We start from the raw sequence: 23011 nt of genomic DNA, 5'->3' as shown, positions 1-23011 counted from the left end.
TACGCGCGTAGAGCGGCCCCTTTCCCGAGGAGAGTGCGCCATCGACGCGTCCAGCAGCCCTCCGCTCACCGCTCCGTCGACAGTCGCGGTCGAGCTCGCGGGCATCACCAAGCGATTCCCGGGTGTCGTGGCCAACCACGACATCCACCTGACGGTCCGCAAGGGCACCGTCCATGCCCTCGTGGGCGAGAACGGCGCCGGCAAGTCGACCCTGATGAAGATCCTCTACGGCATGCAGAAGCCGGACGAGGGCACCATCCAGGTCGACGGCGAGCAGGTGAGCTTCTCCAGCCCCGCCGACGCCATCGCCCGCGGCATCGGCATGGTCCACCAGCACTTCATGCTGGCCGACAACCTGACGGTGCTGGAGAACGTGGTGCTCGGCAGCGAGAAGCTGTACGGCATCGGCGGTGGCGCCCGCAGGAAGATCAAGGAGATCTCCGACCGCTACGGCCTGGGCATCCGCCCGGACGTGCTGGTCGAGGACCTCGGTGTGGCCGACCGTCAGCGCGTGGAGATCCTCAAGGTCCTCTTCCGCGGCGCCCGCACCCTGATCCTCGACGAGCCGACCGCCGTGCTGGTCCCGCAGGAGGTCGACGCGCTCTTCGACAACCTGCGCGAGCTGAAGTCCGAGGGCCTGTCCGTCATCTTCATCTCCCACAAGCTGGGCGAGGTGCTGTCCGTCGCCGACGACATCACGGTCATCCGGCGCGGTACGACGGTCGGGACCGCGATCCCCTCCCAGACCACCCCGCGCCAGCTGGCCGAGCTGATGGTCGGCAGCGAGCTGCCCACCCCGGAGACCGCCGAGTCCACGGTCACCGACCGGCCGGTTCTGGAGGTCAGGAACCTCACCGTGCACGCCCGCGGCGCCGTCTCGATGGGCACGGAGGAGGAGCCCTCCGCCGAGGGCCTCACCGAGTTCGCGCCCGCCGGCGCGGTCAAGAAGGTCCTCGACGACGTCTCCTTCACCATCCACGCCGGCGAGGTCATGGGCATCGCCGGTGTCGAGGGCAACGGCCAGACCGAGCTGATCGACGCGCTGATCGGCACCAAGCACGCCGACTCCGGCTCGATCACCTTCCTGGGCGAGGACATCACCCCCTGGCCCACCCGCAAGCGCCGTGAGTCCGGCGTCGGCTACATCCCCGAGGACCGCCACCGCCAGGGCCTGCTGCTGGAGTCCCCGCTCTGGGAGAACCGGATCCTCGGCCACGTCACCGAGAAGCCCAACGCCAAGGGCTTCTGGCTGAACCCCAAGGGCGCCCAGGACGACACCCGCCGGATCGTCGAGGAGTACGACGTCCGTACCCCCGGCATCGACGTCACCGCGGCCTCCCTGTCCGGCGGCAACCAGCAGAAGCTGATCGTCGGCCGCGAGATGAGCCACGACCCGAAGTTCCTGATCGCCGCCCACCCCACCCGTGGTGTGGACGTCGGCGCCCAGGCGCAGATCTGGGACCGCATCCGCGAGGCCCGCCGCGAGGGCCTGGCCGTGCTGCTGATCTCCGCCGACCTGGACGAGCTGATCGGCCTGTCGGACACCCTGCGCGTCATCTACGACGGCAGGCTGGTCGCCGACGCCGACCCGGCCACCATCACGCCGGAGGAGCTGGGCTCGGCCATGACGGGTGCCGCGTCCGGTCACCTGGAGCACGAAGAGACCGCCCCCGAGGGCGACAACGCCGGTCCGGAGGACGAGGCCCGATGAAGAAGTTCGACAAGGAGCGGGTGCTCGTCGCGGTGGCCGGACCGGTCATCGCGCTCGTCCTGGCGATCGCGCTGACCTCGGTGGTCCTGCTTGCCTCGGGCAAGAACCCGATCGAGCCGTACACCCTGATGCTGCAGCAGCTGCCGTACTCGGACATCCAGGTGCTGATCATCAACCAGGCGTCGCTGTACTACATCGCCGCCATCGCGGTCGCCCTCGGCTTCCGCATGAACCTGTTCAACATCGGTGTCGACGGCCAGTACCGCCTCGCCGCGGTGATGACCGCCGTCGTCGGCGCGCACATGGCCCTGCCCAGCTTCCTGCAGATCCCGGTGCTGCTGCTGGTCGCCATGGCCACCGGCTCCTTCTGGGCCGGCATCGCCGGTGTCCTGAAGGTCACCCGGGGCGTCAGCGAGGTCGTGGCGACGATCATGCTGAACGCGATCGCCACCGCCGTCATCGGCTACGTCACCCTCACCGACGTGTGGGGCGTGCAGGTCGGCAACAACTCGACGACCGGCATCATGAAGAAGTCCGGCTGGTTCCCGGGCATCAACCTGGGCTCGGACGTCGGCGAGATCTACGGCCTGGTCTTCCTCGCCGTCCTCCTCGGCATCGGCTACTGGGTCGTCCTCAACCGCACCCGCTTCGGCTTCGACCTGCGCGCCACCGGCGCCTCGGAGACCGCCGCCGCGGCCTCCGGCGTCGACGCCAAGCGCATGGTGCTGGTCTCGATGCTGATCTCCGGCGCCATCGCGGGCCTGGCCGGCCTGCCGCTGCTGCTCGGCGAAAGCCACACCTACAGCCTGAGCTTCCCCGTGGGCCTCGGCTTCACCGCCATCGGCATCGCCCTGCTCGGCCGCAACAACCCGGGCGGCATCGCGCTCGCCGCCCTGCTGTGGGCCTTCCTCGACAAGGCCTCGCCCGCCCTCGACTACGCGACCCCCGTGGCGTACGACAAGGAGATCGCCACGATCATGCAGGGCCTGATCGTCTTCGCGGTCGTCATCTCGTACGCAGCCGTCCAGCAGTGGGGTCTGCGCCGCCAGCAGCAGCGGGTCGGCGCCGAACTGGCCGCAGCCGCCAAGAACACCAACAAGGAGGTGGCTGCCTGATGTCCACCGCGACCATCGCCAAGCCGCAGGCGAAGCAGCCCGGCAAGGGCGGCCGCCGTATGTCGCTGCCGGTACTCCTGCTCGTCATCGCGGGTGTGCTGGTGCTGACCTCGATCGTCCGCATCATCACCGGCGCGGACGGCATCACCTCGGTCGGGCAGATGTCCGCCGCGCTGCAGCTCGCGGTCCCGATCGGCCTCGCCGGCCTCGGCGGCCTGTGGGCCGAGCGCGCGGGCGTCGTCAACATCGGCCTCGAGGGCATGATGATCCTCGGCACCTGGTTCGGCGCCTGGGCCGGCTACCAGTGGGGCCCGTGGGTGGGTGTCGTCTTCGGCATCGTCGGCGGCGCGCTCGGCGCCGTCCTGCACGCCATCGCCACCGTCACGTTCAACGTCAACCACATCGTCTCCGGTGTGGCGCTGAACATCCTGGCCCTCGGCGTGACCCGCTACCTGTCGAAGTTCACCTTCGCCAACGCCCCGCAGGGCTCCACCAAGCAGTCCCCGCCGATCGACTCCCTCGGCGAGTTCAGCATCCCGGGCCTGTCCGACTGGCTGAACACGCTCAACGGCAAGCACTGGTTCCTGGTCTCCGACATCGCCGGCCTGCTCGGCGGTCTGGTCACCGACCTGTCGCCGCTGACCGTGATCGCGGTCGCCATGGTCCCGCTGACCTGGTGGGTGCTGTGGCGGACCTCCTTCGGTCTGCGCCTGCGCTCCTGCGGTGAGAACCCGGTGGCGGCCGAGTCCCTCGGCGTCAACGTGTACAAGTACAAGTACATCGCCGTGATCGTCTCCGGCGGCTTCGCCGGCCTCGGCGGCGCGTTCCTGTCCATCGTCGCCTCGAACGTGTACCTCGACGGCCAGACGGCCGGCCGCGGCTACATCGGTCTCGCCGCGATGATCTTCGGCAACTGGATGCCGGGCGGCCTCGCCCTCGGCGCCGGCCTGTTCGGCTACACCGACAGCCTCAACCTGCGCGGTGGCACGACCAACGTGCACGCGCTGATCCTGCTGCTGGCGATCCTGCTGGTGTTCGGCGCCGCCTACCAGGCGTGGAAGAAGAAGTACGTCCCCGCCGTCATCACGGTCGTCGTCGCGGCCCTGATGTTCCTCTGGTACGCCTCGACGAACGAGGTTCCGCGCCAGCTGGTGACGGCGACCCCGTACATCGTCACGCTGCTCGTCCTCTCGCTGTCCGCGCAGAAGCTGCGCATGCCGAAGGCGGACGGCCTGCCGTACCGGAAGGGACAGGGCAAGTGACCTCCGCCGCCGCCGACTTCGACTGGGAGGCGCTGCGCGCCGAGGCGCGGGAGGCCATGTCCCACGCCTACGCCCCCTACTCGGGCTTCCCGGTCGGTGTGGCGGCCCTGGTCGACGACGGGCGCACGGTCACCGGCTGCAACGTCGAGAACGCCTCCTACGGCCTCGGCCTGTGCGCCGAGTGCGGTCTGGTCTCGCAGCTGCAGCGCACCGGGGGCGGCCGCCTCACGCACTTCACCTGCGTGGACGGCACGGGCGGGCTGCTCGTCCCGTGCGGCCGCTGCCGCCAGCTGCTCTACGAGTTCGGCGGCCCCGACCTGCTGCTGGACACCCCCGCGGGCATCCTCCCGCTCTCCGAGATGCTGCCCCAGGCCTTCGGCCCGGACCATCTCACCAAGTAACTCCCGTACGGCCCCCCTGACCTGCGCAGGGGGGCCGTGCACTTCGCACCTCCCGGAAGGAAGCCATCAGCCATGGCCATGGACGCCATCACCGTCATCCGCACCAAGCGGGACCGCGGTGAGCTGACCGACGAGCAGATCGACTGGGTCATCGACGCGTACACCCGCGGCGAGGTCGCCGACTACCAGATGGCCGCGCTCAACATGGCGATCCTGCTCAACGGCATGAACCGCCGCGAGATCGCCCGCTGGACGGCAGCCATGATCTCCTCCGGAGAGCGCATGGACTTCTCCTCGCTGTCCCGCCCGACCGCCGACAAGCACTCCACGGGCGGCGTCGGCGACAAGATCACCCTTCCGCTGGCGCCCCTGGTGGCGGCCTGCGGCGCGGCCGTCCCGCAGCTCTCCGGGCGCGGCCTCGGCCACACCGGCGGCACCCTGGACAAGCTGGAGTCGATCCCCGGCTGGCGTGCGCTGCTCTCCAACGAGGAGATGCTGCACGTCCTCGACACCACCGGCGCCGTCATCTGCGCGGCCGGTGACGGCCTCGCCCCCGCCGACAAGAAGCTGTACGCCCTGCGCGACGTCACCGGCACGGTCGAGGCGATCCCGCTGATCGCCTCCTCGATCATGTCGAAGAAGATCGCCGAGGGCACCGGCTCCCTGGTCCTGGACGTGAAGGTCGGCTCGGGCGCCTTTATGAAGACGATCGAGGACGCGCGCGAGCTGGCCTCCACGATGGTCGGCCTCGGCACCGACCACGGCGTGAAGACGGTCGCCCTCCTGACCGACATGTCCACCCCCCTCGGCCTCACCGCGGGCAACGCCCTCGAAGTCCGCGAGTCGGTCGAGGTCCTGGCGGGCGGCGGCCCGGCGGACGTCGTGGAGCTGACGATCGCGCTCGCCCGCGAGATGCTCGACGCCGCCGGCGTGAAGGACGCGGACCCGGCGAAGGCCCTGGCCGATGGCTCGGCGATGGACGTCTGGCGCCGGATGATCGCGGCCCAGGGCGGCGACCCGGACGCGGTGCTGCCCACGTCCCGTGAGCAGCACGTCATCAAGGCCCCCTCCTCCGGCGTGCTCACCCGCCTGGACGCCTACGACATCGGCGTCGGCGCCTGGCGCCTCGGCGCGGGCCGCGCCCGCAAGGAGGACCCGGTGCAGGCGGCGGCGGGCATCGAGATGCACGCCAAGCCGGGCGACACGGTGACGGAGGGCCAGCCGCTGCTGACCCTGCACACGGACACCCCGGAGCGCTTCGAGTACGCGCTGCAGGCGGTCGAGGGTTCGTACGACATCGCGGCGGCGGGCACGGACTTCACCGCGTCGCCGGTGGTACTGGAACGAATTGCCTGACCTGGGGATTCATCTTTCGGGTGAACGGGATCGGCGGACCTCCGCCGGTCCCGTTCGGCATGTTGGATGAGGCCATGGACGTGTTCACCCTCACGGTCGGCTGAACCTCATCCCAACACCGCCGCCACCCCCACCAACACCGGCACCGACACCACCGTCGACAACAGGACCGACTCCCGGGCCAGGCCCTCGGCCACCCGGTAACGGCTGGCGTAGGTGAACAGGTTCTGGGCGGCGGGCAGGGCCGAGGTCACCACCACGTCCAGGAGTGGGGCGCCGTGCAGGTCGAAGACGCCCCGTGCCAGGACCCACGCCACCAGCGGTTGTCCCAGCGACTTCAACGCCACTGACAGCAGGACCAGTTGGCGGTCCCTCCCCCGGCCAGGGGCCGCGCTGCCGTGCAGGGACATGCCGAAGGCCAGGAGGGCCGCCGGGACGGACATGTTGCCGATCAGGGTGAGGGGGTCCAGGACCGGGTCGGGGACCTTCCAGCCTGCCGCCGACACCACGACGCCCGACAGCGAGCCGACGGCTATCGGGTTGCGCAGCGGGGTCAGCAGGCGGCGCCAGAGCGTGCCCTTCTCGCCCGTCCCCGAGAGGTCGAGGACCGTCAGCGCGACAGGGGTGACCAGGACGACCTGGAAGAGCAGTACCGGTGCCACCAGGGACGCGTCGCCCAGGACGTACGCGGCGATCGGGATGCCGAGGTTGCCCGAGTTGACGTAGCCGGAGCACAGGGCGCCGATCGTGGTGCGGCCCACGCCCCAGCGGCGCAGCGCGCCGATCGCCACGAAGAGCCCAAAGACCGCGGCCGTGCTCAGGGCCGTCACCAGGAGCCGGCTGGAGAACAGCACCGACAGGTCGGCCCGGGCCAGGGTCGTGAAGAGGAGTGCCGGGCCCGCCACCATGAACGCCAGCCCGGTCAGGACCTCACGGCCCTGGTCGCCGAGCGAGCCGCGCCGCCCGAGTACATAACCCACCCCGATGACGACCGCGATCACCGCGAACCCGCTCAGCACCCCCTGCACGGAGCCCACCCTCCGGCGGAGCAAGGGGGCGGGTCAATGTGATCTCCGCCCGCGTGCGCGGCCGGCGCGATGAGTTCGCGATGAGTTACGGGCGGCTCCCCGGTCTACCGCACGTGGATGAGAGGACACCTGCCGTGCTCGTGCTGCCCGGCCCCGTCGCCAGGGACGAAGTGACGGGGCTGTGCGACGACGTACGGGCGCTGCTGGAGGTCACCGGGGCCGGAGTCGTCGTCTGCGACGTGGGCGGGCTGGGGCCGCCCGGCCTGGCCGTGGTCGATCTGCTCGCGCGGCTGGAGCTGGCCGCACGGCGGGCCGGGGGCCGGATACGGCTGCGCGACCCGGACCCCGCGCTACACGCCCTCCTCGATCTCGTCGGGCTCCGCTTCCAGATGGAGGGGGAGGCCGAACAGCGGGAACCACCGCTGGGTGTCGAGGAAGAAGTGGAACCCGGTCAGCCGACCGTCTGAGATCTCCAGGACCTGGATCGACCACGGTGTGAAGCCGCCCGCCTCCGGGTCCGGCTTGTACTGGGCGAAGCCCGGCAGCCCGTTGACCTGCACGGGCAGCAGGCGGGAGCCGGCGCAGGCGGCGCCCAGCGTGGTCATGAAGCCGGTGATGTCGTCGTGCCCGGTCAGCCACAGGTCGAACGGCGGCATCGTCATGACGGCGTCCTCGTGCAGCAACGCCGTGAGCGCCGTCATGTCGTAGCCCTCGAAGGCCTTCACATAGCGCTCCAGGAGCTTTTGCTGCTCCTCGTCGAGCGGGTCGGAGACCGCCGCCTCGGCACCGGCCTGCTCCCGCTCGGCGAGCGTCGCCCGAGCCCGCTGCAGTGCGCTGTTGACCGAGGCGACCGAGGTGTCCAGCAGCTCGGCGACCTCGCTCGCCTTCCAAGCCAGCACCTCGCGCAGGATCAGCACCGCCCGCTGCTTGGGCGGCAGCTGCTGCAGGGCTGCCATGAAGGCCAGCCGGATCGACTCCTTGGCGACGGTCGCCTCCGCCGGGTCCTCGACCGTCGGCAGCACGCGCGCGTCCGGCACCGGCTCCAGCCAGGTGTTGTCCGGGCGGGGGGCGAGGGCCGCCTGGGCGAGGGGAGTCGAGTCCGTGAGGTCCATGGGACGGGCCCGCTTGTTCCCGGCCGTCAGCATGTCCAGGCACACGTTCGTCGCGATCCGGTACAGCCACGAGCGCAGGGAGGAACGGCCCTCGAACTTGTCGTAGCTCCGCCAGGCCCGCACCAGGGTGTCCTGCACCGCGTCCTCGGCCTCGAAGGCGGAGCCGAGCATGCGGTAGCAGTACCCGGTCAGCTCGGTCCGGTGCTTCTCCAGTGCGACGTCCAGGTCCGCCGTCGCCGTGCTGTCGCCCATCGTCCACCCACCCCTGTGGCCGTTCTGTTCACGCGCCTTCGCGCTCCAGCACTTCGGAAGCTACCGCAGCCCGCTGACAATGGCCCTCCGAGCGCACAAAAGCGCAGTTCAGACCGGCTGCTTCATGAAGTTGAGCGGACCTGGCGCCGACTCGGTGCGCCGACTCAGTGCGCCGCCACCAGCTGCCGCCGGGCCGCCACCCGGGCCGCCCGCGAGCCGAGGACCGTGATCGTCACGACGCCCAGCACCGCCAGCAGCCCGACGCCGACCGTGCCGGCCCAGCCGCCGGAGTGGAAGGCCATCGCGCCGACCGTGCTGCCCGCGCTGGAGCCGACGTAGTACGCGGACTGGTAGAGGGCCGAGGCCTGGGCGCGGCCGCGGGTGGCCGTCTTGCTGACTGCCGAAGAGGCGACCGCGTGCCCCGCGAAGAAGCCCGCGGTGATCAGGATCAGGCCCAGCAGGACCAAGGGCAGGGAGTCCGCCAGGGAGAGCAGCAGGCCGGCCGCCGTCGTACCGCCCGCCAGGTACAGCGCGCCCCGGCGGCCGAGCCGGCCCACCAGACGGCCCGCGGTCGACGCCGACACCGTGCCCACCAGGTACACCAGGAAGATCGAGCCGACGATGCCCTGCGGGAGGGAGAAGGGGGCCTCTGTCAGCCGGTACCCGATCACCGTGTACACACCGCCGAACACCGTCATGAACAGCGCGCCGATCGCGTACAGGCGGCGCAGCAGCGGGTCGGAGAGGTGGTCGCGGACCGTGCCGAGCAGGACGCGCGGGCGCAGCGAGCCGGGCCTGAAGTGCTTCGGTGCCGGCAGCAGCAGCCGGAACGCCACCGCGCAGGCCACCGCGATCGCGCCGATCACGCCGACGGCCACCCGCCAGCCCCACTCCTGCGCGACCCAGCCGGTGATCACCCGGCCGCTCATCCCGCCGACGCTGTTGCCCGCCACGAACAGCCCGATCGCCGTGACCAGAGCCTTCGGCCGGACCTCCTCGGCCAGGTACGCCGTCGCCGAGGCCGGCAGACCGGCCAGCGCCGCGCCCTGCACCGCCCGCAGCACCACCAGCGCGCCGATCGACGGCGCGAACGGCACCAGCAGCCCGACGCTCACCGCGACCGCCAGCGAGGCCGTCATCACCGTACGGCGGCCGAAGCGCTCCGACAGGGCGCTCATCGGTAGCACGAACAGCGCCAGACCGCCGGTCGCGGCCGCCACCGTCCAGCTCGCCTCGCTCGCCGCGACCCCGAACTCCCCGGAGATCAGCGGCAGCAGGGCCTGCGTGGAGTAGAGCAGGGCGAAGGTCGCGACTCCGGCGAGGAAGAGGGCGAAGCTCATCCGGCGGTAGCCGGGGCCGCCCGGCGCCATGCGGGAGTCGGACGCGGAGTCGGAGGAACGGACGGGCTGGGCGGCGTCCACGCTGGTGGACGCCCCGGTACTGGCGGGAGACATGCCTCGAAGCTACGTACGGCCGCGCTCATCCGTCCAATGCATGGATTCGCCATAATCGTTCCCATGGTGCATCAGCAAAGCTCACAGGCGCGACTGTCACCGTCCAGTGACACAGAAGACATGGCTGAGATGTCGAGGTTGCTCGCCCCCCGCCTCGCCTACTTCGCCGGCGTCGCCCGTACGGAGCACGTCACCCGCGCCGCCCAGGAGATGAACGTCCCCCAGTCGACCCTCTCGCGCGCGATGGCCCGCCTGGAACAGGACCTGGGTGTCGACCTGTTCGCCCGCCACGGCCGTACGGTCTCCCTCACCACCGCCGGCCGCACCTTCCTCGCCTCCGTCGAACGCGCCCTCGCCGAGGTCGAGCGCGCCGCCGAGGAGGTCCGCGCCGACGCCGACCCGGCCACCGGCAAGGTCGCCTTCGGCTTCCTGCACACCATGGGCGCCGAGACGGTACCGGGCCTGCTGCACGCCTTCCGCGCCGACCACCCGCGCATCCGCTTCAGCCTGGTCCAGAACTACGGCGAGGCGATGCTGGAACGGCTGCGCGCAGGAGAGCTGGACCTCTGCCTCACCTCCCCGGTCCCCGACGCGCCCGACCTCGTCGCCCGCCGCCTGGACGAGCAGAAACTCCGCCTGGTCGTCCCCGCCGACCACCGCCTGGCCGCCCGCCGCCGCATCCGCCTGGCCGAGGCGTCGGACGAAACCTTCGTCACCCTGGAACCCGGCTACGGCCTGCGCCGCATCACCGACGACCTGTGCAAAGAGGCGGGCTTCCGCCCGAGAGTCGCCTTCGAGGGCGAGGAGGCAGAAACCCTGAGGGGCCTGGTGGCGGCGGGCCTGGGCGTCGCCCTCCTGCCCCCGCCGACGGTGCCGAGACCGGGCGTCGCGGAACTGACGGTGACGGCGCCGAGAGCGGCCCGCGAAATCGGCGTCGCGTGGCTGGCCGACCGCCCGGACACCCCGCCTGTGGCCGCCTTCAAGAAGTTCCTGCTCTCAAGAAGGGGGAGTCTCCTTCCTTGAGGGACCCCCTACCGTCTCAGCGACTTGCCGAACCCCGCAGCCAACGGCATCCGAAGCCCGATGGGCGGCGGAGCAGCCAGCGCGTCCTCCACAGGCCGCGACACCGAACACCCGAACAACGCCCCCATCACGAAGTCCACCGCAAGACTCAGCACTTCGTCCCGGTGCTGATGCAACCCATGGCCATCGGAGTGCACTTCGAACCGGCACACGTCCCGGTTCACCTTCTTCGCCCGAGCCGCCAGCCGGAACGACAGCTCGGGATCGGTCCGTTCGTCGTTCGTGCCGTGCACGACCAGCACCCGCCGCCCCACCAGCTGTTTCACCGGCTCGGTGGCCGCGGCCACGTCCTCCTCCGGCAGCCAGGGTGCGAGCGCGACGACCGAGTTCACCGCCTCGTGCCCACCCGCCCGCAGTGCCGCCCGTCCGCCCATGCCGAGTCCGACCAGACACACGGGAACGTCCCCGTACCGCCGTACGACCTCGTCGGCAGCCCACTCCGCGTCCCCCGCGAGATGCGCCTCGCTGCCGTTCCAGCCCCGGTAGCGGTAGTGGACGGTATGGACAGCCAAGCCCTCCGCGCGGCCCGCGCGAGCGAACCTGCGGCCGAGGGAGCGGACCAAGGACGTCGCCTGGAGGGGCGACGGCCTGCGGGCGGAGACCTCCTCGCCCCCGGGGAGCAGCAGCACCGCTCCGCTCACCGACGTCGGCTCCGGGCCGACTGCCTTTCCCAGCCTGGCCGTTCGGACCGGCGTCGCTTGCTGTCCCATGACAGAACAGTGTCAGAAGCGACGGTGTACGAAACCCGTCCGTGCGGTCACCGTTAAATATCGACGGAAAAGTACATGCCGTACACCAGCTCTCTACGCGCGTAGGCGCTAGAGTGCGGCAATGACGAGCCAGACTGCACCGACTGGGACCGTCCCGACGCACGTCCCGACGCCGGACCAGATCCGCCGGGCCCCCAAGGTTCTGCTGCACGATCATCTCGACGGCGGGCTCCGCCCCGGAACCGTCGTCGAACTCGCCCAGGAAGCGGGCTACTCCCAGCTCCCCGAGACCGACCCCGACAAACTGGGCATCTGGTTCCGCGAAGCGGCCGACTCCGGCTCGCTGGAGCGGTATCTGGAGACCTTCTCGCACACCGTCGGCGTCATGCAGACCCGGGAGGCGCTCGTCCGGGTCGCCCGGGAGTGCGCCGAGGACCTCGCCGAGGACGGGGTCGTCTACGCGGAGGTGCGGTACGCCCCTGAGCAGCATCTGGAGGGCGGGCTGAGCCTCGAAGAGGTCGTCGAGGCGGTCAACGAGGGCTTCCGGGAGGGCGAGCGGCTCGCCCGGGAGAACGGCCACCGCATCCGGGTCGGCGCCCTGCTGACCGCCATGCGGCACGCGGCCCGCTCCCTGGAGATCGCCGAACTCGCCAACCGCTACCGGGACCTGGGCGTGGTCGGCTTCGACATCGCCGGCGCCGAGGCCGGCTACCCGCCCACCCGGCACCTGGACGCGTTCGAGTACCTCAAGCGCGAGAACAACCACTTCACCATCCATGCCGGCGAGGCCTTCGGACTGCCGTCCATCTGGCAGGCGCTGCAGTGGTGCGGCGCCGACCGGCTCGGGCACGGGGTGCGGATCATCGACGACATCGAGGTCCGTGACGACGGCTCGGTGCGGCTCGGGCGGCTGGCCTCCTACGTCCGCGACAAGCGCATCCCGCTGGAGCTGTGCCCCAGCTCCAACCTGCAGACCGGGGCCGCCTCCTCCTACGCCGAGCACCCGATCGGGCTGCTGCGGCGCCTGCACTTCCGGGCGACGGTCAACACCGACAACAGGCTGATGTCGCACACCAGCATGAGCCGGGAATTCGAGCATCTCGTCGAGGCGTTCGGTTATACGCTCGACGACCTCGCATGGTTCTCCGTCAATGCGATGAAATCAGCGTTCATTCCTTTCGATGAACGGCTGGCGATGATCAATGACGTGGTCAAGCCCGGATATGCAGAGCTGAAATCCGAGTGGCTGTTCCAGCAGACCACCTCCACCAGCGGTTCTTCCGGATCTGAGGGGTAGCGGCGAGGCGAACGGCGGCACGGAATGCGGACGGGCTTTCACAAGTCGTCCGCATTTCGGTGTTTGCGGGCGGCGGTCCGGCATGTTTACGGTCGTGGACCGCTCAGAGCGTTTGTTATCTCCTGTCTCCGCATTCAAGGACGCATTCACCATGAAGCAGTCTGCTGCCAAGACCCTCGGTGTCGCCGCCCTCGGTGCCGCCTTCGCCGCCGTCGGTGCGGGCGCGGCCAACGCGGCCCCGGCCGTCCCCGACGCCACGCAGGCCCTGGACACCGTCACCCAGACGCTGCCGGCCCAGAACGTCGGACAGGCGCTGCCGGGCGCCGGTCAGGCGCTCGCCCAGGGGCAGGGTGCCCTCGGCGCCGGGCTGGCCGCCGCGCAGCCGACCGTCCAGAAGGTCCTCGCCGACGGCCCGACCGCGCCGGCCGCCGGCCTGCTCGGCGGACTGCCGCTGCAGGGCCTGCCCACGCACGGCGTGCCGGTGAACGGCATCCCGCTCGGCTGACATCCGCCGCGCGCACGACGCCGCTGGGGCGCCCCGGAGAGGTCCGGGACGCCCCAGCGGCGTTCGCGTGCCCGGACTCACCAGGCGGTGGCCTTGGCCTTGTCCTCCGCCGGCAGCAGGATCCACAGCGCTATGTAGAGCAGGAACTGCGGGCCGGGGAGCAGGCAGGAGAGCAGGAAGACGACCCGCATCGTCGTCGCGGAGGTGCCGAAGCGCCGGGCCAGCGCGGCGCACACTCCGCCGATCATGCGGCCGTGGGTGGGGCGGGCGAGGCTGGACATCTGCGGCTCCTTCGTGAGCGTCGGGTGAGGCTCTCCCGTCGATCGCCTCAACTGTCTTCCACGGTACGGAGACGAAGGGGACGAAGCGTCGCTCTACGGGGCGATCCCGACCCTGGGAATCGTCGGGGTACGACCCTGAGCGAGGTCCTCCTGGACGGTGACCGGCTCCGCCTCGTGGGGTTCGCGCTCGCCCCGGCGCCGCAGCCAGGCCCGGCCCGCCGGCACCACCGCCAAGTGGGCCAGGATCACGCCCACGGTGTTCAGCAGCAGCGAGTCGACGTCCACGACCCTGCCGGGCACCCCCGTCTGCAGCAGGGCTATGCCCAGCGAGATCAGGGCGCCCGTGGCCGCCGTACGGACCAGGGAGGTGAGCGGGGAGACGTCGAGCCTGCCGGACATCGGCAGCAGCACACCCAGCGGCGCGAGCAGCGCCAGCCCCTCGCCGAGGCGTCTGGCGGCCTCGGGCCAGCCCAGCGCCAGATCGGCCCGGATACCGGCCAGCGGGCGCAGGTTGGCGGGCATCACCCAGGGGACGTCCAGGGGTCGCAGCATCAGCCAGGCGACGAGCCCGAGGTGCGCGACGAGGAGGACACCCCCTGTCGCACGGATGCGGATCGCGGCACTGCCGCCGATGGAGCCATGACGCTGCACGCCCCCCAAGACGCACCCCTGTGCACGATCGGTTCCGCATCCGTCACGCGGATGCACATGAGGCGTCCGCCACACCCGCCCGCGCGCGGCCGACAGGCCCTGGCTGATCAGGCCGCCGTGACCTCGCTGGACGGCGGCTCGGTCGTCCCCGGGCGGTTGCGGACGTCGTCGGTGCACTCGTAGCGGCGCAGCGGGGCGGTGCCCGGGCCGCCCAGGACGACCGAGCCGTCGCCCTCGGTCGCCGCCGAGTCGGACAGCGTGCACACGAGCTGGGCGAGGGCGTAGGAGGTGAGCTGTTCCGGCGCGGTGCTCAGCCTGAGCGTGTCGTCCGGGTCCTTGCGGCCCGGCCCGGTCACGCTCAGGCCGCCCGGCACGTACGTCGTGTAGCCCGCCGCCTTCTGCCCGGCCGACGGGGACGCGGCGAGCTGGTCCAGCAGGCCCTGTGCCACGATCACCCGGCGCCGCTCGTCCGGGGTGCCCTCCGGGACCCGGACGGTCCGGTCGACGGCGACCAGGGACGAGCCGCACAGCAGGAAGACCTGCACGGCCACCCCCTGCGAGGACTGCGTCGACACACCGGGCCCGGACGGCGTGCACGGCACCCGGGAGGGCGCCCCGCCGAAGTCCGTCGGCACCTCGGTGGGCCGGATCCCGCACCCGGTGAGCAGCGCGGCCAGGAGAGGCGCCGCCAGCAGGCTGCGTACGGTCCCTGCTCTCATGACCCCTCCTTCCCGGAATTCCCGACCTCGTCGTCCTTGGTGCCCTCGCCGTTGTCCTCCGTCAGCCGCGAGGCGTCCCGCGGCAACCGCAACGTGAACACCGCACCCCCGTCGGGGGAGTTGGCCGCGGTGATCTCACCGCCGTGGATGTGGGCGTTCTCCAGGGCGATGGACAGACCCAGGCCGCTGCCCTCCGAACGCGGCCGGGAGGCGCTGGCCTTGTAGAAGCGGTCGAAGACGTGCGGCAGGACGTCCTCGGGGATGCCGGGCCCGTGGTCGCGCACCGCGATGACCAGGTCCTCCCCGTCGATGCGCACCGACACCCGCACCGGCGACCCGCCGTGCTTGAGCGCGTTGCCGATCAGGTTGGCCAGTATGACGTCCAGGCGGCGCGGGTCGAGGCGGGCGTGGGTCCCGCGCTCGGCGTCCAGCTCCACGGCGTCCAGCCAGGCGCGGGCGTCGATGCAGGCGGTGATCTGGTCGGCGATGTCGACGTCGTCCAGGACCAGTCGGGCGGTGCCCGCGTCGAAGCGGGTGACCTCCATCAGGTTCTCGACCAGGTCGTTCAGCCGCCGCGTCTCGCTGACCACCAGCCGTACGGCCGGCTCGATCATCGGGTCCATGCTGCCGGCGTCCGCGTCCAGCTCCTCCTCCAGCACCTCCGTGACGGCGGTGATGGCGGTCAGCGGCGTCCGCAGCTCGTGGGACATGTCGGCCACGAAGCGCCGGGACGCGTCGTCGCGCGCGGCCATCTCGGCCACCCGCTTCTCCAGCGCCTCGGCCGCGTTGTTGAACGTCCGTGACAGATCCGCGAGTTCGTCCGTGCCCGAGACCCTCAGCCGGGTGTCCAGCCGGCCCTCGCCGAGCCGCCGGGCGGCCACCCCGAGCCGGTGCACCGGCTTCAGCACGGTCGTGGCGGCGGCCTGCGCGAGCAGCGCCGAGCCGATCAGCGCGAGACCCGTCGCGATCCCCAGCGACCAGGCCAGCGAGTTGAGGTCCTTGGCCTCCGGCTCCAGCGACTTGGCCATGTAGCCCGTCGGACCGCCGCCGATCAGCCGGGTGCCGGCGACCAGATACGGCGTGCCGTGGTTGTCGACCCGCTGCCAGTACAGGTGGTACGGCGACTCGTTGGAGCCGGCAACCTTCTGCCGCTTGTTCACCGCGGCGCGCAGCGAATTCGGCACGTCCTCCAGTGCGAAGCCGTTGATGCCGCCCGAGTTGCCGTACACCGTGTCGCCGCTCGGATCCTGGGCGACCAGCAGCACGCTGAACCGCTGGCTGCTGCCGGCCATCTGGCCCGCCGCGTGCTGCAGTTCGTCCTGCGAGGGGTGCACCGGCAGCGCGCCCGCCCGGTTCTGCATCTCCTGCTGGAAGTCGCGCAGCACCGCGTCCTGGGCACGGGTGAGCACGGCCTCCCGGTTCAGCCAGTACGCGATGCCCGACGCCGACACCGCGGCGGTGAGCGCGACCAGACCGAAGACGACGACCAGTCGCAGCCTGAGGCTGGTGAACCGCAGCCGCGACAGACTTCCCTTGCGCCCCGCGGCCCAGCCGCGCAGCCCCCCTTGCGTATCGGTCACTGAGGAGCATCCAGGCGGTAGCCGACACCACGGACGGTACGGATCAGGGTCGGGGACGAGGGCACGTCCTCCACCTTGGCGCGCAGCCGCTGCACACACGCGTCCACCAGGCGCGAGTCGCCCAGGTAGTCGTGCTCCCACACCAGCCGCAGCAGCTGCTGCCGGGACAGCGCCTGACCGGGCCGCCGGCTCAGTTCCAGCAGCAGTCTCAGCTCGGTCGGCGTGAGCTGCAGGTCCTCGCCGTTCTTGGTGACGGTCATCGCGGACCGGTCGATGACCAGGCTGCCGAAGGCCGCCGAGTCGCTGGACTCGCGTTCGCCGCGGCGCAGTACGGCCCGGATCCGGGCGTCCAGCACGCGGCCCTGCACCGGTTTCACGACGTAGTCGTCGGCGCCGGACTCCAGTCCCACGACCACGTCGATGTCATCGTTACGGGCGGTCAGCAGGATGATCGGCAGCTGGTCGGTGCGCCGGATGCGCCGGCACACCTCGAACCCGTCGATGCCGGGCAGCATCACGTCCAGCACGATCAGATCCGGTCGCTGCTCACGCAGCAGCTTCAGACCGTCCTCACCGCTGGCAGCGGTGGCCACCCGGTGACCCTGGCGCGTCAGGGAGAGCTCCAGGGCCGTGCGGATGGCGTCGTCGTCCTCGATCAGCAACAGGGAAGGCACGGGCTCATTCTGGCCCATGGACGGGCTCTCGTACGACCTGCCGACGCCATGCTCTCGCTACCGCCACCTCCTGTGCGCGCTCTGTGACGGTCCTGGGCCGGACCCCTGTGACAGGTCTGTGACAGTCGGCGGACACGGCCATGAAGGTCGCTCGGCAAGCTTTTCGGCACAGGCAAGGAAGTACGCCGAGCAAGCCGGACACCGGAAGTCCACGACGGGGGAGCGCGAGATGAACACGCTGCACAGCATCAGCACCAGCGCAGTGGTCACGCGTCTGCACGACGTGCACCGGGGTTCCGAGAAGTCCGGCGCCGTGAGCGGGCGGGGGTGCGCTCGCGGCGCCGGGCGTCAGCACACCGGTTACATGACGGTGGTTGACGCGTACACGGGGGAAACGCACGGGGGATCCGCGTACAGGGAGGACTCGGGGGAGCGCCGCTCGCTGACCGAGGCGGAGTTCACCGCCTACGTCCAGGAGCGCCGCGCCTCCCTGTACGCCACCGCCTACCACCTGACCGGTGACCGCTTCGAGGCCGAGGACCTGCTGCAGAGCGCGCTGTTCTCGACGTACAAGGCGTGGGACCGGATCAGCGACAAGGCGGCGGTCGGCGGCTATCTGCGCCGCACCATGACCAACCTGCACATCAGCGCCTGGCGGCGCCGCAAGCTCAACGAGTACCCGACCGAGGAACTGCCGGAGACCGTAGGCGAGACGGACGCGATGCGCGGCACCGAGCTGCGCGCGGTCCTGTGGCAGGCGCTGGCCCGGCTGCCCGAACTCCAGCGCACCATGCTGGTCCTGCGCTACTACGAGGGCCGCACGGACCCGGAGATCGCGGAGATCCTCGACATCAGTGTCGGCACGGTGAAGTCCAGCATCTGGCGGTCGCTCCGCCGGCTGCGCGAGGACGAGGTCCTCAGCTTCGGCCGTGACGAGGAGGACGCCTTCGGCGAACTGGTCGCCTGAAGGTTCGGGGGGAACGACGGGGGACCAACGGGGGACCACTGGGGGGTGGGCCCACGGGGGAAATGGGGAAAACCCGGGGGAGCACGGGGGAGAACCGAGAAGCGGGACTGGAGGGCCGGGGGGTCCGTCCAGTCCCGCTTTGCGTGCTCGCGGCTTTCCCGTGCTCGCGTGTTCTGTTACGCCGCCGTCTGCTGCCGCGCGTGCCGCCCCGCGGCGGCGGCCGCCAGCCGGCCCAGCGCCTCGTCCCGGTCGCAGGGGTGAGCGCCCAGCGCGACCTGGCGGGTCACGATCGACCGCTCCGCGCGCATCAGCCGCCAGCCGCGGCGCAGCAGGAACGGGACCGACTTGCGGCCCTCCTTGAGGTCGCGCAGGAAACGCCGGCGGAAGGTGGTGACCGGGCCGCGGGTCAGGCACAGCGCGTCCGCCAGCACGCCCAGTTCACGGCAGCGGTCCACGATCTCCGCGGCGAAGATGCCCTCCGCGATGAACAGCGAGGTGCGCCCGATGTGCAGCGTCTCCTCGCCGCTACGGGCGCTCAGCGCGATGTCGTACACCGGTACCGGCGTCGACCCGGAGGCGCACAGGCGGGTGATGGCCTCGACGGCGACGTCCGCGTCCCACGACTGAGGATGGTCCCAGTCGATGTCCGAACTTCCGTCCACCAGTGGCAGCGTCGGGTCGTCACCCTCCTTGTAGAAGTCGTCGAGGCGCAGGACGGGAAGCCCGGAACGGGCGGCGACGAGTGACTTGCCCGAGCCCGAGGGGCCGCACAGCAGCACGACGCGGGCGGGGGACGGGGGATGAATGCTCACGGAACACCAGTTTGACGCATGGTGGGCCGCCTGCCGACCCCGCGGGTCGGCTTTTGAGCGTGACCCTCACCTCAACTACCCTGTGTGTCGACCTCATTACCCTGCGCACCAGAAGGTGGCACCAGCGATGGCCCGACACGCTTCCCCCCAGCACCCCACCGCGCGGCGCGCCCTGATCGCCCTCGCGACCGCAGGAGCGGCCCTGGGCGCGGGCGCGGCGACGGCGCACGCGGCCGCCGCCCCGGTCCTCGACGTGCCGTGGCGTCCCACCTCGCTCGGCAACGTCGACCCCGACGCGGGCCTGACGGCCCTCACCGGGACGGTCGGCTACGTCACCGGCCCGGTCGCCGGCCTCAAGCCCAACCCGCTCGCCGGTACCGGCGTCGACCCGCTGAACAACGGCGTGGGCACCCAGGTCGCCGACTTCAAGCCGGTCGGCACGCAGATGGTGACGGGTCCGGTCGCGCAGGCCAAGTCGCTGAGCGCGGTGCCGGGCGTGGGTCTGGTGACCGGTCTGCTGGGCGGCGGTACGGGCGCCCCGCTGGGCTGAACTCCGACCGGCACGAGGAGAGCCGCGCCGCCCCCGGACGGAGGGGTGGCGCGGCTCTCCGGCTCTGCGGGCCGTCAGGTCGTCAAGCGGTCAGTACGACGAACCCGACGCGCCCAGCGACCCCGTGGGGTGCCAGACCGTCTTGGTCTCCAGGAACGCCGTCATGCGGTCGATGCCGGGAGTCGCCGGCCAGTCGTCCACAGGCTGTGGACGAAGGACGCGCTTCAGGTTGTCGGCCGCGGCGATCTCCAGCTCCTTCGCCAGGACGTCGTCGGCGCCGGCGAGGTCGATCGCGTTGACGTCCTGGTGCGCGGCCAGCGGGGCCGCGATCTCCGCCGTACCGCCGGAGAGGACGTTGACCACACCGCCGGGCAGGTCCGAGGTGGCCAGCACCTCGCCCAACGACAGGGCGGGGAGCGGGGACTTCTCGCTCGCGATCACGATCGCCGTGTTGCCGGTCGCGATCACCGGGGCGATCACGGACACCAGACCCAGGAAGGAGGACTCCTGGGGGGCGAGGACGACCACGACGCCGGTCGGCTCCGGCGAGGAGAGATTGAAGAACGGGCCCGCCACCGGGTTCCCGCCGCCCACGACCTGGGCGATCTTGTCGGTCCAGCCGGCGTACCAGACCCAGCGGTCGATCGCGGCGTCCACATGGGCGGCGGCCTTCGACTTGGACAGGCCCTCCGCGTCGGCCACCTCGCGCACGAACTGCTCGCGACGGCCCTCCAGCATCTCCGCGATGCGGTAGAGGATCTGGCCGCGGTTGTACGCGGTCGCGCCGGACCAGCCGCCGAACGCCTTGCGGGCGGCGACGACCGCGTCACGGGCGTCCTTGCGGGAGGACCGGGGAGCGTTGGCCAGCCAGTTGCCCTTGGAGTCCGTCACCTCGTACACCCGGCCGCTCTCGGAACGCGGGAACTTCCCGCCGACGTACAGCTTGTAGGTCTTGAAGACCGACAGCCGCACGTCGGTCTTTTCCGTCTTCTCAGACATCGAGGTACGCCTCCAGGCCGTGACGACCGCCCTCGCGGCCGAAGCCCGACTCCTTGTAGCCGCCGAACGGCGAGGTCGGGTCGAACTTGTTGAACGTGTTGGACCAGACGACGCCGGCGCGCAGCTTGTTCGCGACGGCCAGGATCCGGGAACCCTTCTCGGTCCAGATGCCGGCGGAGAGGCCGTACTGGGTGTTGTTGGCCTTGGCGACGGCCTCGTCGGGCGTGCGGAAGGTCAGGACCGACAGCACCGGGCCGAAGATCTCGTCGCGGGCGATGGTGTGCGCCTGGGTGACGTTCGTGAACAGCGTCGGGGCGAACCAGTAGCCGGAGGTCGGCAGTTCGCAGGCGGGGGACCAGCGCTCTGCGCCCTCCGCCTCGCCCTGCTCGACGAGCGAGGTGATGCGGGAGAGCTGCTCGGCCGAGTTGATCGCGCCGATGTCGGTGTTCTTGTCCAGCGGGTCGCCGAGACGCAGGGTCGACAGGCGGCGCTTGAGGGAGTCCAGCAGCTCGTCCTGGATCGACTCCTGGACCAGGAGGCGGCTGCCCGCGCAGCAGACCTGGCCCTGGTTGAAGAAGATGCCCGTGACGATGCCCTCGACGGCCTGGTCGATCGGGGCGTCGTCGAAGACGATGTTGGCGCCCTTGCCGCCCAGTTCGAGGGTGAGCTTCTTTTTCGTGCCCGCGACCGTGCGGGCGATCTCCTTGCCCACGGCCGTGGAGCCGGTGAAGGCGACCTTGTTGACGTCCGGGTGCCCGACGAGCGCGGCGCCCGCGTCGCCGTAGCCCGGAAGGATGTTGACGACACCCTTGGGCAGGCCCGCCTGGCGGCAGATGTCCGCGAAGAAGAGCGCGGAGAGCGGGGTGGTCTCGGCGGGCTTGAGGACGACCGTGTTGCCGGTCGCCAGTGCCGGGGCGATCTTCCACGCCAGCATCAGCAGCGGGAAGTTCCAGGGGATGACCTGGCCCGCGACGCCCAGCGGGCGGGGGTTCGCGCCGAAGCCGGCGTGGTCGAGTTTGTCCGCCCAGCCCGCGTAGTAGAAGAAGTGCGCGGCGACCAGCGGGAGGTCCGCGTCGCGGGTCTCCTTGATCGGCTTGCCGTTGTCCAGCGTCTCCAGGACGGCCAGCTCGCGGCTGCGCTCCTGGATGATGCGGGCGATGCGGAACAGGTACTTGGCGCGCTCGGAGCCCGGCAGCGCCGACCACTTCTCGAACGCCTTGCGGGCGGCCTTCACCGCACGGTCGACGTCCGCCTCGCCCGCCTGGGCGACCTCGGAGAGGACCTCCTCGGTGGACGGCGAGACCGTCTTGAAGACCTTGCCGTCGGCCGCCTCCACGAACTCGCCGTCGATGAACAGGCCGTAGGAGGGGGCGATGTCGACGACGGAGCGGGACTCGGGCGCCGGTGCGTACTCGAATGCGGTGGTCATCTTTTCCTTGGCCATGGTGATCAGTCCACCGTCACGTAGTCGGGGCCGGAGTAGCGGCCGGTGGCCAGCTTCTGACGCTGCATCAGCAGGTCGTTCAGAAGCGAGGAGGCGCCGAAGCGGAACCAGTGGTTGTCCAGCCAGTCCTCGCCCGCGGTCTCGTTGACCAGGACCAGGAACTTGATGGCGTCCTTGGTGGTGCGGATGCCGCCGGCGGGCTTCACGCCGACCTGGACGCCGGTCTGGGCGCGGAAGTCGCGCACCGCCTCCAGCATCAGCAGGGTGTTGGCGGGGGTCGCGTTCACGGCGACCTTGCCGGTGGACGTCTTGATGAAGTCCGCGCCCGCCAGCATGCCCAGCCAGCTCGCCCGGCGGATGTTGTCGTACGTGGACAGCTCGCCGGTCTCGAAGATGACCTTCAGGCGGGCGCTCGTACCGCAGGCCTCCTTCACGGCGACGATCTCGTCGTACACCTTCAGGTACTTGCCCGCGAGGAACGCGCCCCGGTCGATGACCATGTCGATCTCGTCGGCGCCCGCGGCGACGGCGTCACGGACGTCGGCGAGCTTCACGTCGAGGGCGGCACGGCCGGCCGGGAAGGCGGTGGCGACCGAGGCGACCTTCACGCCGGAACCGGCGACGGCCTCCTTGGCGACGGCCACCATGTCGGGGTAGACGCAGACGGCCGCCGTGGTCGGGGTCGTCCGGTCCGTCGGGTCCGGGTGGACCGCCTTGGCGCCGAGCGCCCGGACCTTGCCCGGGGTGTCCGCGCCTTCCAGCGTCGTCAGGTCGACCATCGAGATGGCGAGGTCGATGGCGTACGCCTTCGCGGTGGTCTTGATGGAACGGGTGCCGAGAGACGCGGCGCGCGCCTCCAGGCCGACCGCGTCGACGCCGGGCAGCCCGTGGAGGAAGCGGCGCAGCGTGCTGTCGGACGCGGTGACGTCAGCGAGAGCGTGTGCTGTGGGTGCAGTGGGCATGGTCACCAGACGAGCATATCTACGCGCGTAGCGGCTGTATAGCCCCGGGTGCTCATTGCCTGGTTGTCGATCACGGATGAGCGCCG

24 protein-coding genes are annotated in these 23011 nt (G+C 70.9%); 11 read left to right on the top strand and 13 right to left on the bottom strand.

Annotated elements, in window-relative coordinates; all coding sequences use genetic code 11:
• Positions 1-40: 40 nt before the first annotated feature.
• The 5 genes from ACFYZZ_RS38355 (at position 41) to ACFYZZ_RS38335 (ending at position 5845) form a co-directional block, all read left to right on the top strand.
• Entirely contained in the window at positions 41-1711 is a 1671-nt protein-coding gene (locus tag ACFYZZ_RS38355; RefSeq protein WP_389187020.1) for an ABC transporter ATP-binding protein, read from the top strand.
• A complete protein-coding gene (locus ACFYZZ_RS38350) occupies positions 1708-2826 on the top strand; it encodes an ABC transporter permease (protein WP_389186551.1) in 1119 nt (372 codons plus the stop codon). The genes ACFYZZ_RS38355 and ACFYZZ_RS38350 overlap by 4 nt, the downstream gene beginning before the upstream one ends.
• On the top strand, positions 2826-4088 hold the full coding sequence (locus ACFYZZ_RS38345) for an ABC transporter permease (protein WP_389186548.1): 1263 nt from the start codon (positions 2826-2828) through the stop codon (positions 4086-4088). Before ACFYZZ_RS38350 ends, ACFYZZ_RS38345 begins: the two co-directional genes overlap by 1 nt.
• Positions 4085-4489, top strand: coding sequence for a cytidine deaminase (locus ACFYZZ_RS38340; RefSeq protein WP_389186545.1), 405 nt, complete (start codon positions 4085-4087; stop codon positions 4487-4489). The genes ACFYZZ_RS38345 and ACFYZZ_RS38340 overlap by 4 nt, the downstream gene beginning before the upstream one ends.
• Before the next feature lie 78 nt (positions 4490-4567).
• Positions 4568-5845 (top strand): thymidine phosphorylase, encoded by a 1278-nt coding sequence (locus ACFYZZ_RS38335; protein WP_389187017.1) that lies wholly within the window; start codon positions 4568-4570, stop codon positions 5843-5845.
• A gap of 107 nt (positions 5846-5952) precedes the next feature.
• Here ACFYZZ_RS38335 and ACFYZZ_RS38330 read toward each other — a convergent pair whose 3' ends face one another.
• The gene (locus ACFYZZ_RS38330) at positions 5953-6873 is read right to left on the bottom strand and encodes an AEC family transporter (RefSeq protein WP_389186542.1); all 921 of its coding nucleotides are present in this window, start codon (positions 6871-6873) and stop codon (positions 5953-5955) included.
• Between the two features lie 80 nt (positions 6874-6953).
• Between ACFYZZ_RS38330 and ACFYZZ_RS38325 the strand changes: the two genes are divergently transcribed.
• Complete coding sequence (locus ACFYZZ_RS38325; protein WP_389187014.1) at positions 6954-7340, top strand: STAS domain-containing protein; 387 nt, start codon at positions 6954-6956, stop codon at positions 7338-7340.
• Here the strand turns inward: ACFYZZ_RS38325 and ACFYZZ_RS38320 are convergent.
• Both ACFYZZ_RS38320 and ACFYZZ_RS38315 read right to left on the bottom strand, forming a co-directional pair.
• Positions 7224-8237 (bottom strand): sigma-70 family RNA polymerase sigma factor, encoded by a 1014-nt coding sequence (locus ACFYZZ_RS38320; RefSeq protein ID WP_389186539.1) that lies wholly within the window; start codon positions 8235-8237, stop codon positions 7224-7226. The two genes, ACFYZZ_RS38325 and ACFYZZ_RS38320, sit on opposite strands and share 117 nt — an antisense overlap.
• Before the next feature lie 164 nt (positions 8238-8401).
• On the bottom strand, positions 8402-9691 hold the full coding sequence (locus ACFYZZ_RS38315; RefSeq protein ID WP_389186535.1) for an MFS transporter: 1290 nt from the start codon (positions 9689-9691) through the stop codon (positions 8402-8404).
• Positions 9692-9754: 63 nt separating this feature from the next.
• Here ACFYZZ_RS38315 and ACFYZZ_RS38310 point away from each other — a divergent pair, with 63 nt between their 5' ends.
• Complete coding sequence (locus ACFYZZ_RS38310; RefSeq protein ID WP_389186532.1) at positions 9755-10714, top strand: LysR family transcriptional regulator; 960 nt, start codon at positions 9755-9757, stop codon at positions 10712-10714.
• 8 nt (positions 10715-10722) lie between these two features.
• On the opposite strand, the gene ACFYZZ_RS38305 is transcribed toward ACFYZZ_RS38310, so the two are convergent.
• The gene (locus ACFYZZ_RS38305; protein WP_389186529.1) at positions 10723-11484 is read right to left on the bottom strand and encodes an alpha/beta hydrolase; all 762 of its coding nucleotides are present in this window, start codon (positions 11482-11484) and stop codon (positions 10723-10725) included.
• 121 nt (positions 11485-11605) lie between these two features.
• Here ACFYZZ_RS38305 and ACFYZZ_RS38300 point away from each other — a divergent pair, with 121 nt between their 5' ends.
• Positions 11606-12781 carry an adenosine deaminase gene (locus ACFYZZ_RS38300; protein ID WP_389186527.1) on the top strand — a complete coding sequence of 392 codons (1176 nt, stop codon included), beginning with the start codon at positions 11606-11608 and terminating at the stop codon, positions 12779-12781.
• 151 nt (positions 12782-12932) lie between these two features.
• Positions 12933-13286: an ATP-binding protein gene (locus ACFYZZ_RS38295; protein WP_386579126.1), complete on the top strand. Its 354-nt coding sequence runs from the start codon at positions 12933-12935 to the stop codon at positions 13284-13286.
• Between the two features lie 77 nt (positions 13287-13363).
• Here ACFYZZ_RS38295 and ACFYZZ_RS38290 read toward each other — a convergent pair whose 3' ends face one another.
• From ACFYZZ_RS38290 to afsQ1, 5 genes are all read right to left on the bottom strand, one after another.
• Entirely contained in the window at positions 13364-13567 is a 204-nt protein-coding gene (locus tag ACFYZZ_RS38290; RefSeq protein WP_389186524.1) for a PspC domain-containing protein, read from the bottom strand.
• A 93-nt stretch (positions 13568-13660) separates the two neighbouring features.
• Positions 13661-14218 carry a VanZ family protein gene (locus tag ACFYZZ_RS38285; RefSeq protein ID WP_389186521.1) on the bottom strand — a complete coding sequence of 186 codons (558 nt, stop codon included), beginning with the start codon at positions 14216-14218 and terminating at the stop codon, positions 13661-13663.
• Between the two features lie 107 nt (positions 14219-14325).
• The gene (locus ACFYZZ_RS38280) at positions 14326-14937 is read right to left on the bottom strand and encodes a hypothetical protein (protein ID WP_389186518.1); all 612 of its coding nucleotides are present in this window, start codon (positions 14935-14937) and stop codon (positions 14326-14328) included.
• A complete protein-coding gene (locus tag ACFYZZ_RS38275; RefSeq protein WP_389186515.1) occupies positions 14934-16517 on the bottom strand; it encodes an ATP-binding protein in 1584 nt (527 codons plus the stop codon). The genes ACFYZZ_RS38280 and ACFYZZ_RS38275 overlap by 4 nt, the downstream gene beginning before the upstream one ends.
• The gene (gene afsQ1, locus ACFYZZ_RS38270; RefSeq protein WP_179851543.1) at positions 16514-17191 is read right to left on the bottom strand and encodes a two-component system response regulator AfsQ1; all 678 of its coding nucleotides are present in this window, start codon (positions 17189-17191) and stop codon (positions 16514-16516) included. Before afsQ1 ends, ACFYZZ_RS38275 begins: the two co-directional genes overlap by 4 nt.
• A gap of 229 nt (positions 17192-17420) precedes the next feature.
• Between afsQ1 and ACFYZZ_RS38265 the strand changes: the two genes are divergently transcribed.
• Positions 17421-18158 (top strand): SigE family RNA polymerase sigma factor, encoded by a 738-nt coding sequence (locus ACFYZZ_RS38265; RefSeq protein ID WP_386579134.1) that lies wholly within the window; start codon positions 17421-17423, stop codon positions 18156-18158.
• Positions 18159-18334: 176 nt separating this feature from the next.
• Here the strand turns inward: ACFYZZ_RS38265 and ACFYZZ_RS38260 are convergent, their stop codons facing one another.
• A complete protein-coding gene (locus ACFYZZ_RS38260) occupies positions 18335-18970 on the bottom strand; it encodes a uridine kinase (RefSeq protein WP_389186512.1) in 636 nt (211 codons plus the stop codon).
• 127 nt (positions 18971-19097) lie between these two features.
• Between ACFYZZ_RS38260 and ACFYZZ_RS38255 the strand changes: the two genes are divergently transcribed.
• Positions 19098-19520, top strand: coding sequence for a hypothetical protein (locus ACFYZZ_RS38255; protein ID WP_389186509.1), 423 nt, complete (start codon positions 19098-19100; stop codon positions 19518-19520).
• A 90-nt stretch (positions 19521-19610) separates the two neighbouring features.
• Here the strand turns inward: ACFYZZ_RS38255 and ACFYZZ_RS38250 are convergent, their stop codons facing one another.
• The 3 genes from ACFYZZ_RS38250 to deoC are packed head-to-tail and all read right to left on the bottom strand — an operon-like array spanning position 19611 to position 22925.
• Positions 19611-20519: an aldehyde dehydrogenase family protein gene (locus tag ACFYZZ_RS38250; protein ID WP_389186506.1), complete on the bottom strand. Its 909-nt coding sequence runs from the start codon at positions 20517-20519 to the stop codon at positions 19611-19613.
• Positions 20512-21948 (bottom strand): aldehyde dehydrogenase family protein, encoded by a 1437-nt coding sequence (locus ACFYZZ_RS38245; protein ID WP_389186504.1) that lies wholly within the window; start codon positions 21946-21948, stop codon positions 20512-20514. The genes ACFYZZ_RS38250 and ACFYZZ_RS38245 overlap by 8 nt, the downstream gene beginning before the upstream one ends.
• Before the next feature lie 20 nt (positions 21949-21968).
• Positions 21969-22925 (bottom strand): deoxyribose-phosphate aldolase, encoded by a 957-nt coding sequence (gene deoC / locus ACFYZZ_RS38240; protein ID WP_386579375.1) that lies wholly within the window; start codon positions 22923-22925, stop codon positions 21969-21971.
• Between the last annotated feature and the right edge of the window lie 86 nt (positions 22926-23011).

Origin of the sequence: Streptomyces sp. NPDC001816, from assembly GCF_042892235.1 — a bacterium.
Lineage (GTDB): Bacteria > Actinomycetota > Actinomycetes > Streptomycetales > Streptomycetaceae > Streptomyces.
The sequence above is the reverse complement of the archived record's forward strand: the minus strand, read 5'-3'. Positions and strand labels throughout refer to the sequence as shown.

Bases quoted from the DNA above. Each gene is read 5' to 3' on its own strand.
- ACFYZZ_RS38250 (WP_389186506.1), bottom strand. From the start codon at position 20,519: ATGTCTGAGAAGACGGAAAAGACCGACGTGCGGCTGTCGGTCTTCAAG.
- deoC (WP_386579375.1), bottom strand. From the start codon at position 22,925: ATGCCCACTGCACCCACAGCACACGCTCTCGCTGACGTCACCGCGTCC.
- ACFYZZ_RS38305 (WP_389186529.1), bottom strand. From the start codon at position 11,484: ATGGGACAGCAAGCGACGCCGGTCCGAACGGCCAGGCTGGGAAAGGCA.
- ACFYZZ_RS38245 (WP_389186504.1), bottom strand. From the start codon at position 21,948: ATGACCACCGCATTCGAGTACGCACCGGCGCCCGAGTCCCGCTCCGTC.
- ACFYZZ_RS38335 (WP_389187017.1), top strand. From the start codon at position 4,568: ATGGACGCCATCACCGTCATCCGCACCAAGCGGGACCGCGGTGAGCTG.
- ACFYZZ_RS38320 (WP_389186539.1), bottom strand. From the start codon at position 8,237: ATGGGCGACAGCACGGCGACGGCGGACCTGGACGTCGCACTGGAGAAG.
- ACFYZZ_RS38325 (WP_389187014.1), top strand. From the start codon at position 6,954: ATGAGTTACGGGCGGCTCCCCGGTCTACCGCACGTGGATGAGAGGACA.
- ACFYZZ_RS38350 (WP_389186551.1), top strand. From the start codon at position 1,708: ATGAAGAAGTTCGACAAGGAGCGGGTGCTCGTCGCGGTGGCCGGACCG.
- ACFYZZ_RS38310 (WP_389186532.1), top strand. From the start codon at position 9,755: ATGGTGCATCAGCAAAGCTCACAGGCGCGACTGTCACCGTCCAGTGAC.
- ACFYZZ_RS38290 (WP_389186524.1), bottom strand. From the start codon at position 13,567: ATGTCCAGCCTCGCCCGCCCCACCCACGGCCGCATGATCGGCGGAGTG.
- ACFYZZ_RS38295 (WP_386579126.1), top strand. From the start codon at position 12,933: ATGAAGCAGTCTGCTGCCAAGACCCTCGGTGTCGCCGCCCTCGGTGCC.
- ACFYZZ_RS38315 (WP_389186535.1), bottom strand. From the start codon at position 9,691: ATGTCTCCCGCCAGTACCGGGGCGTCCACCAGCGTGGACGCCGCCCAG.
- ACFYZZ_RS38345 (WP_389186548.1), top strand. From the start codon at position 2,826: ATGTCCACCGCGACCATCGCCAAGCCGCAGGCGAAGCAGCCCGGCAAG.
- ACFYZZ_RS38255 (WP_389186509.1), top strand. From the start codon at position 19,098: ATGGCCCGACACGCTTCCCCCCAGCACCCCACCGCGCGGCGCGCCCTG.
- ACFYZZ_RS38265 (WP_386579134.1), top strand. From the start codon at position 17,421: ATGAACACGCTGCACAGCATCAGCACCAGCGCAGTGGTCACGCGTCTG.
- ACFYZZ_RS38280 (WP_389186518.1), bottom strand. From the start codon at position 14,937: ATGAGAGCAGGGACCGTACGCAGCCTGCTGGCGGCGCCTCTCCTGGCC.
- ACFYZZ_RS38300 (WP_389186527.1), top strand. From the start codon at position 11,606: ATGACGAGCCAGACTGCACCGACTGGGACCGTCCCGACGCACGTCCCG.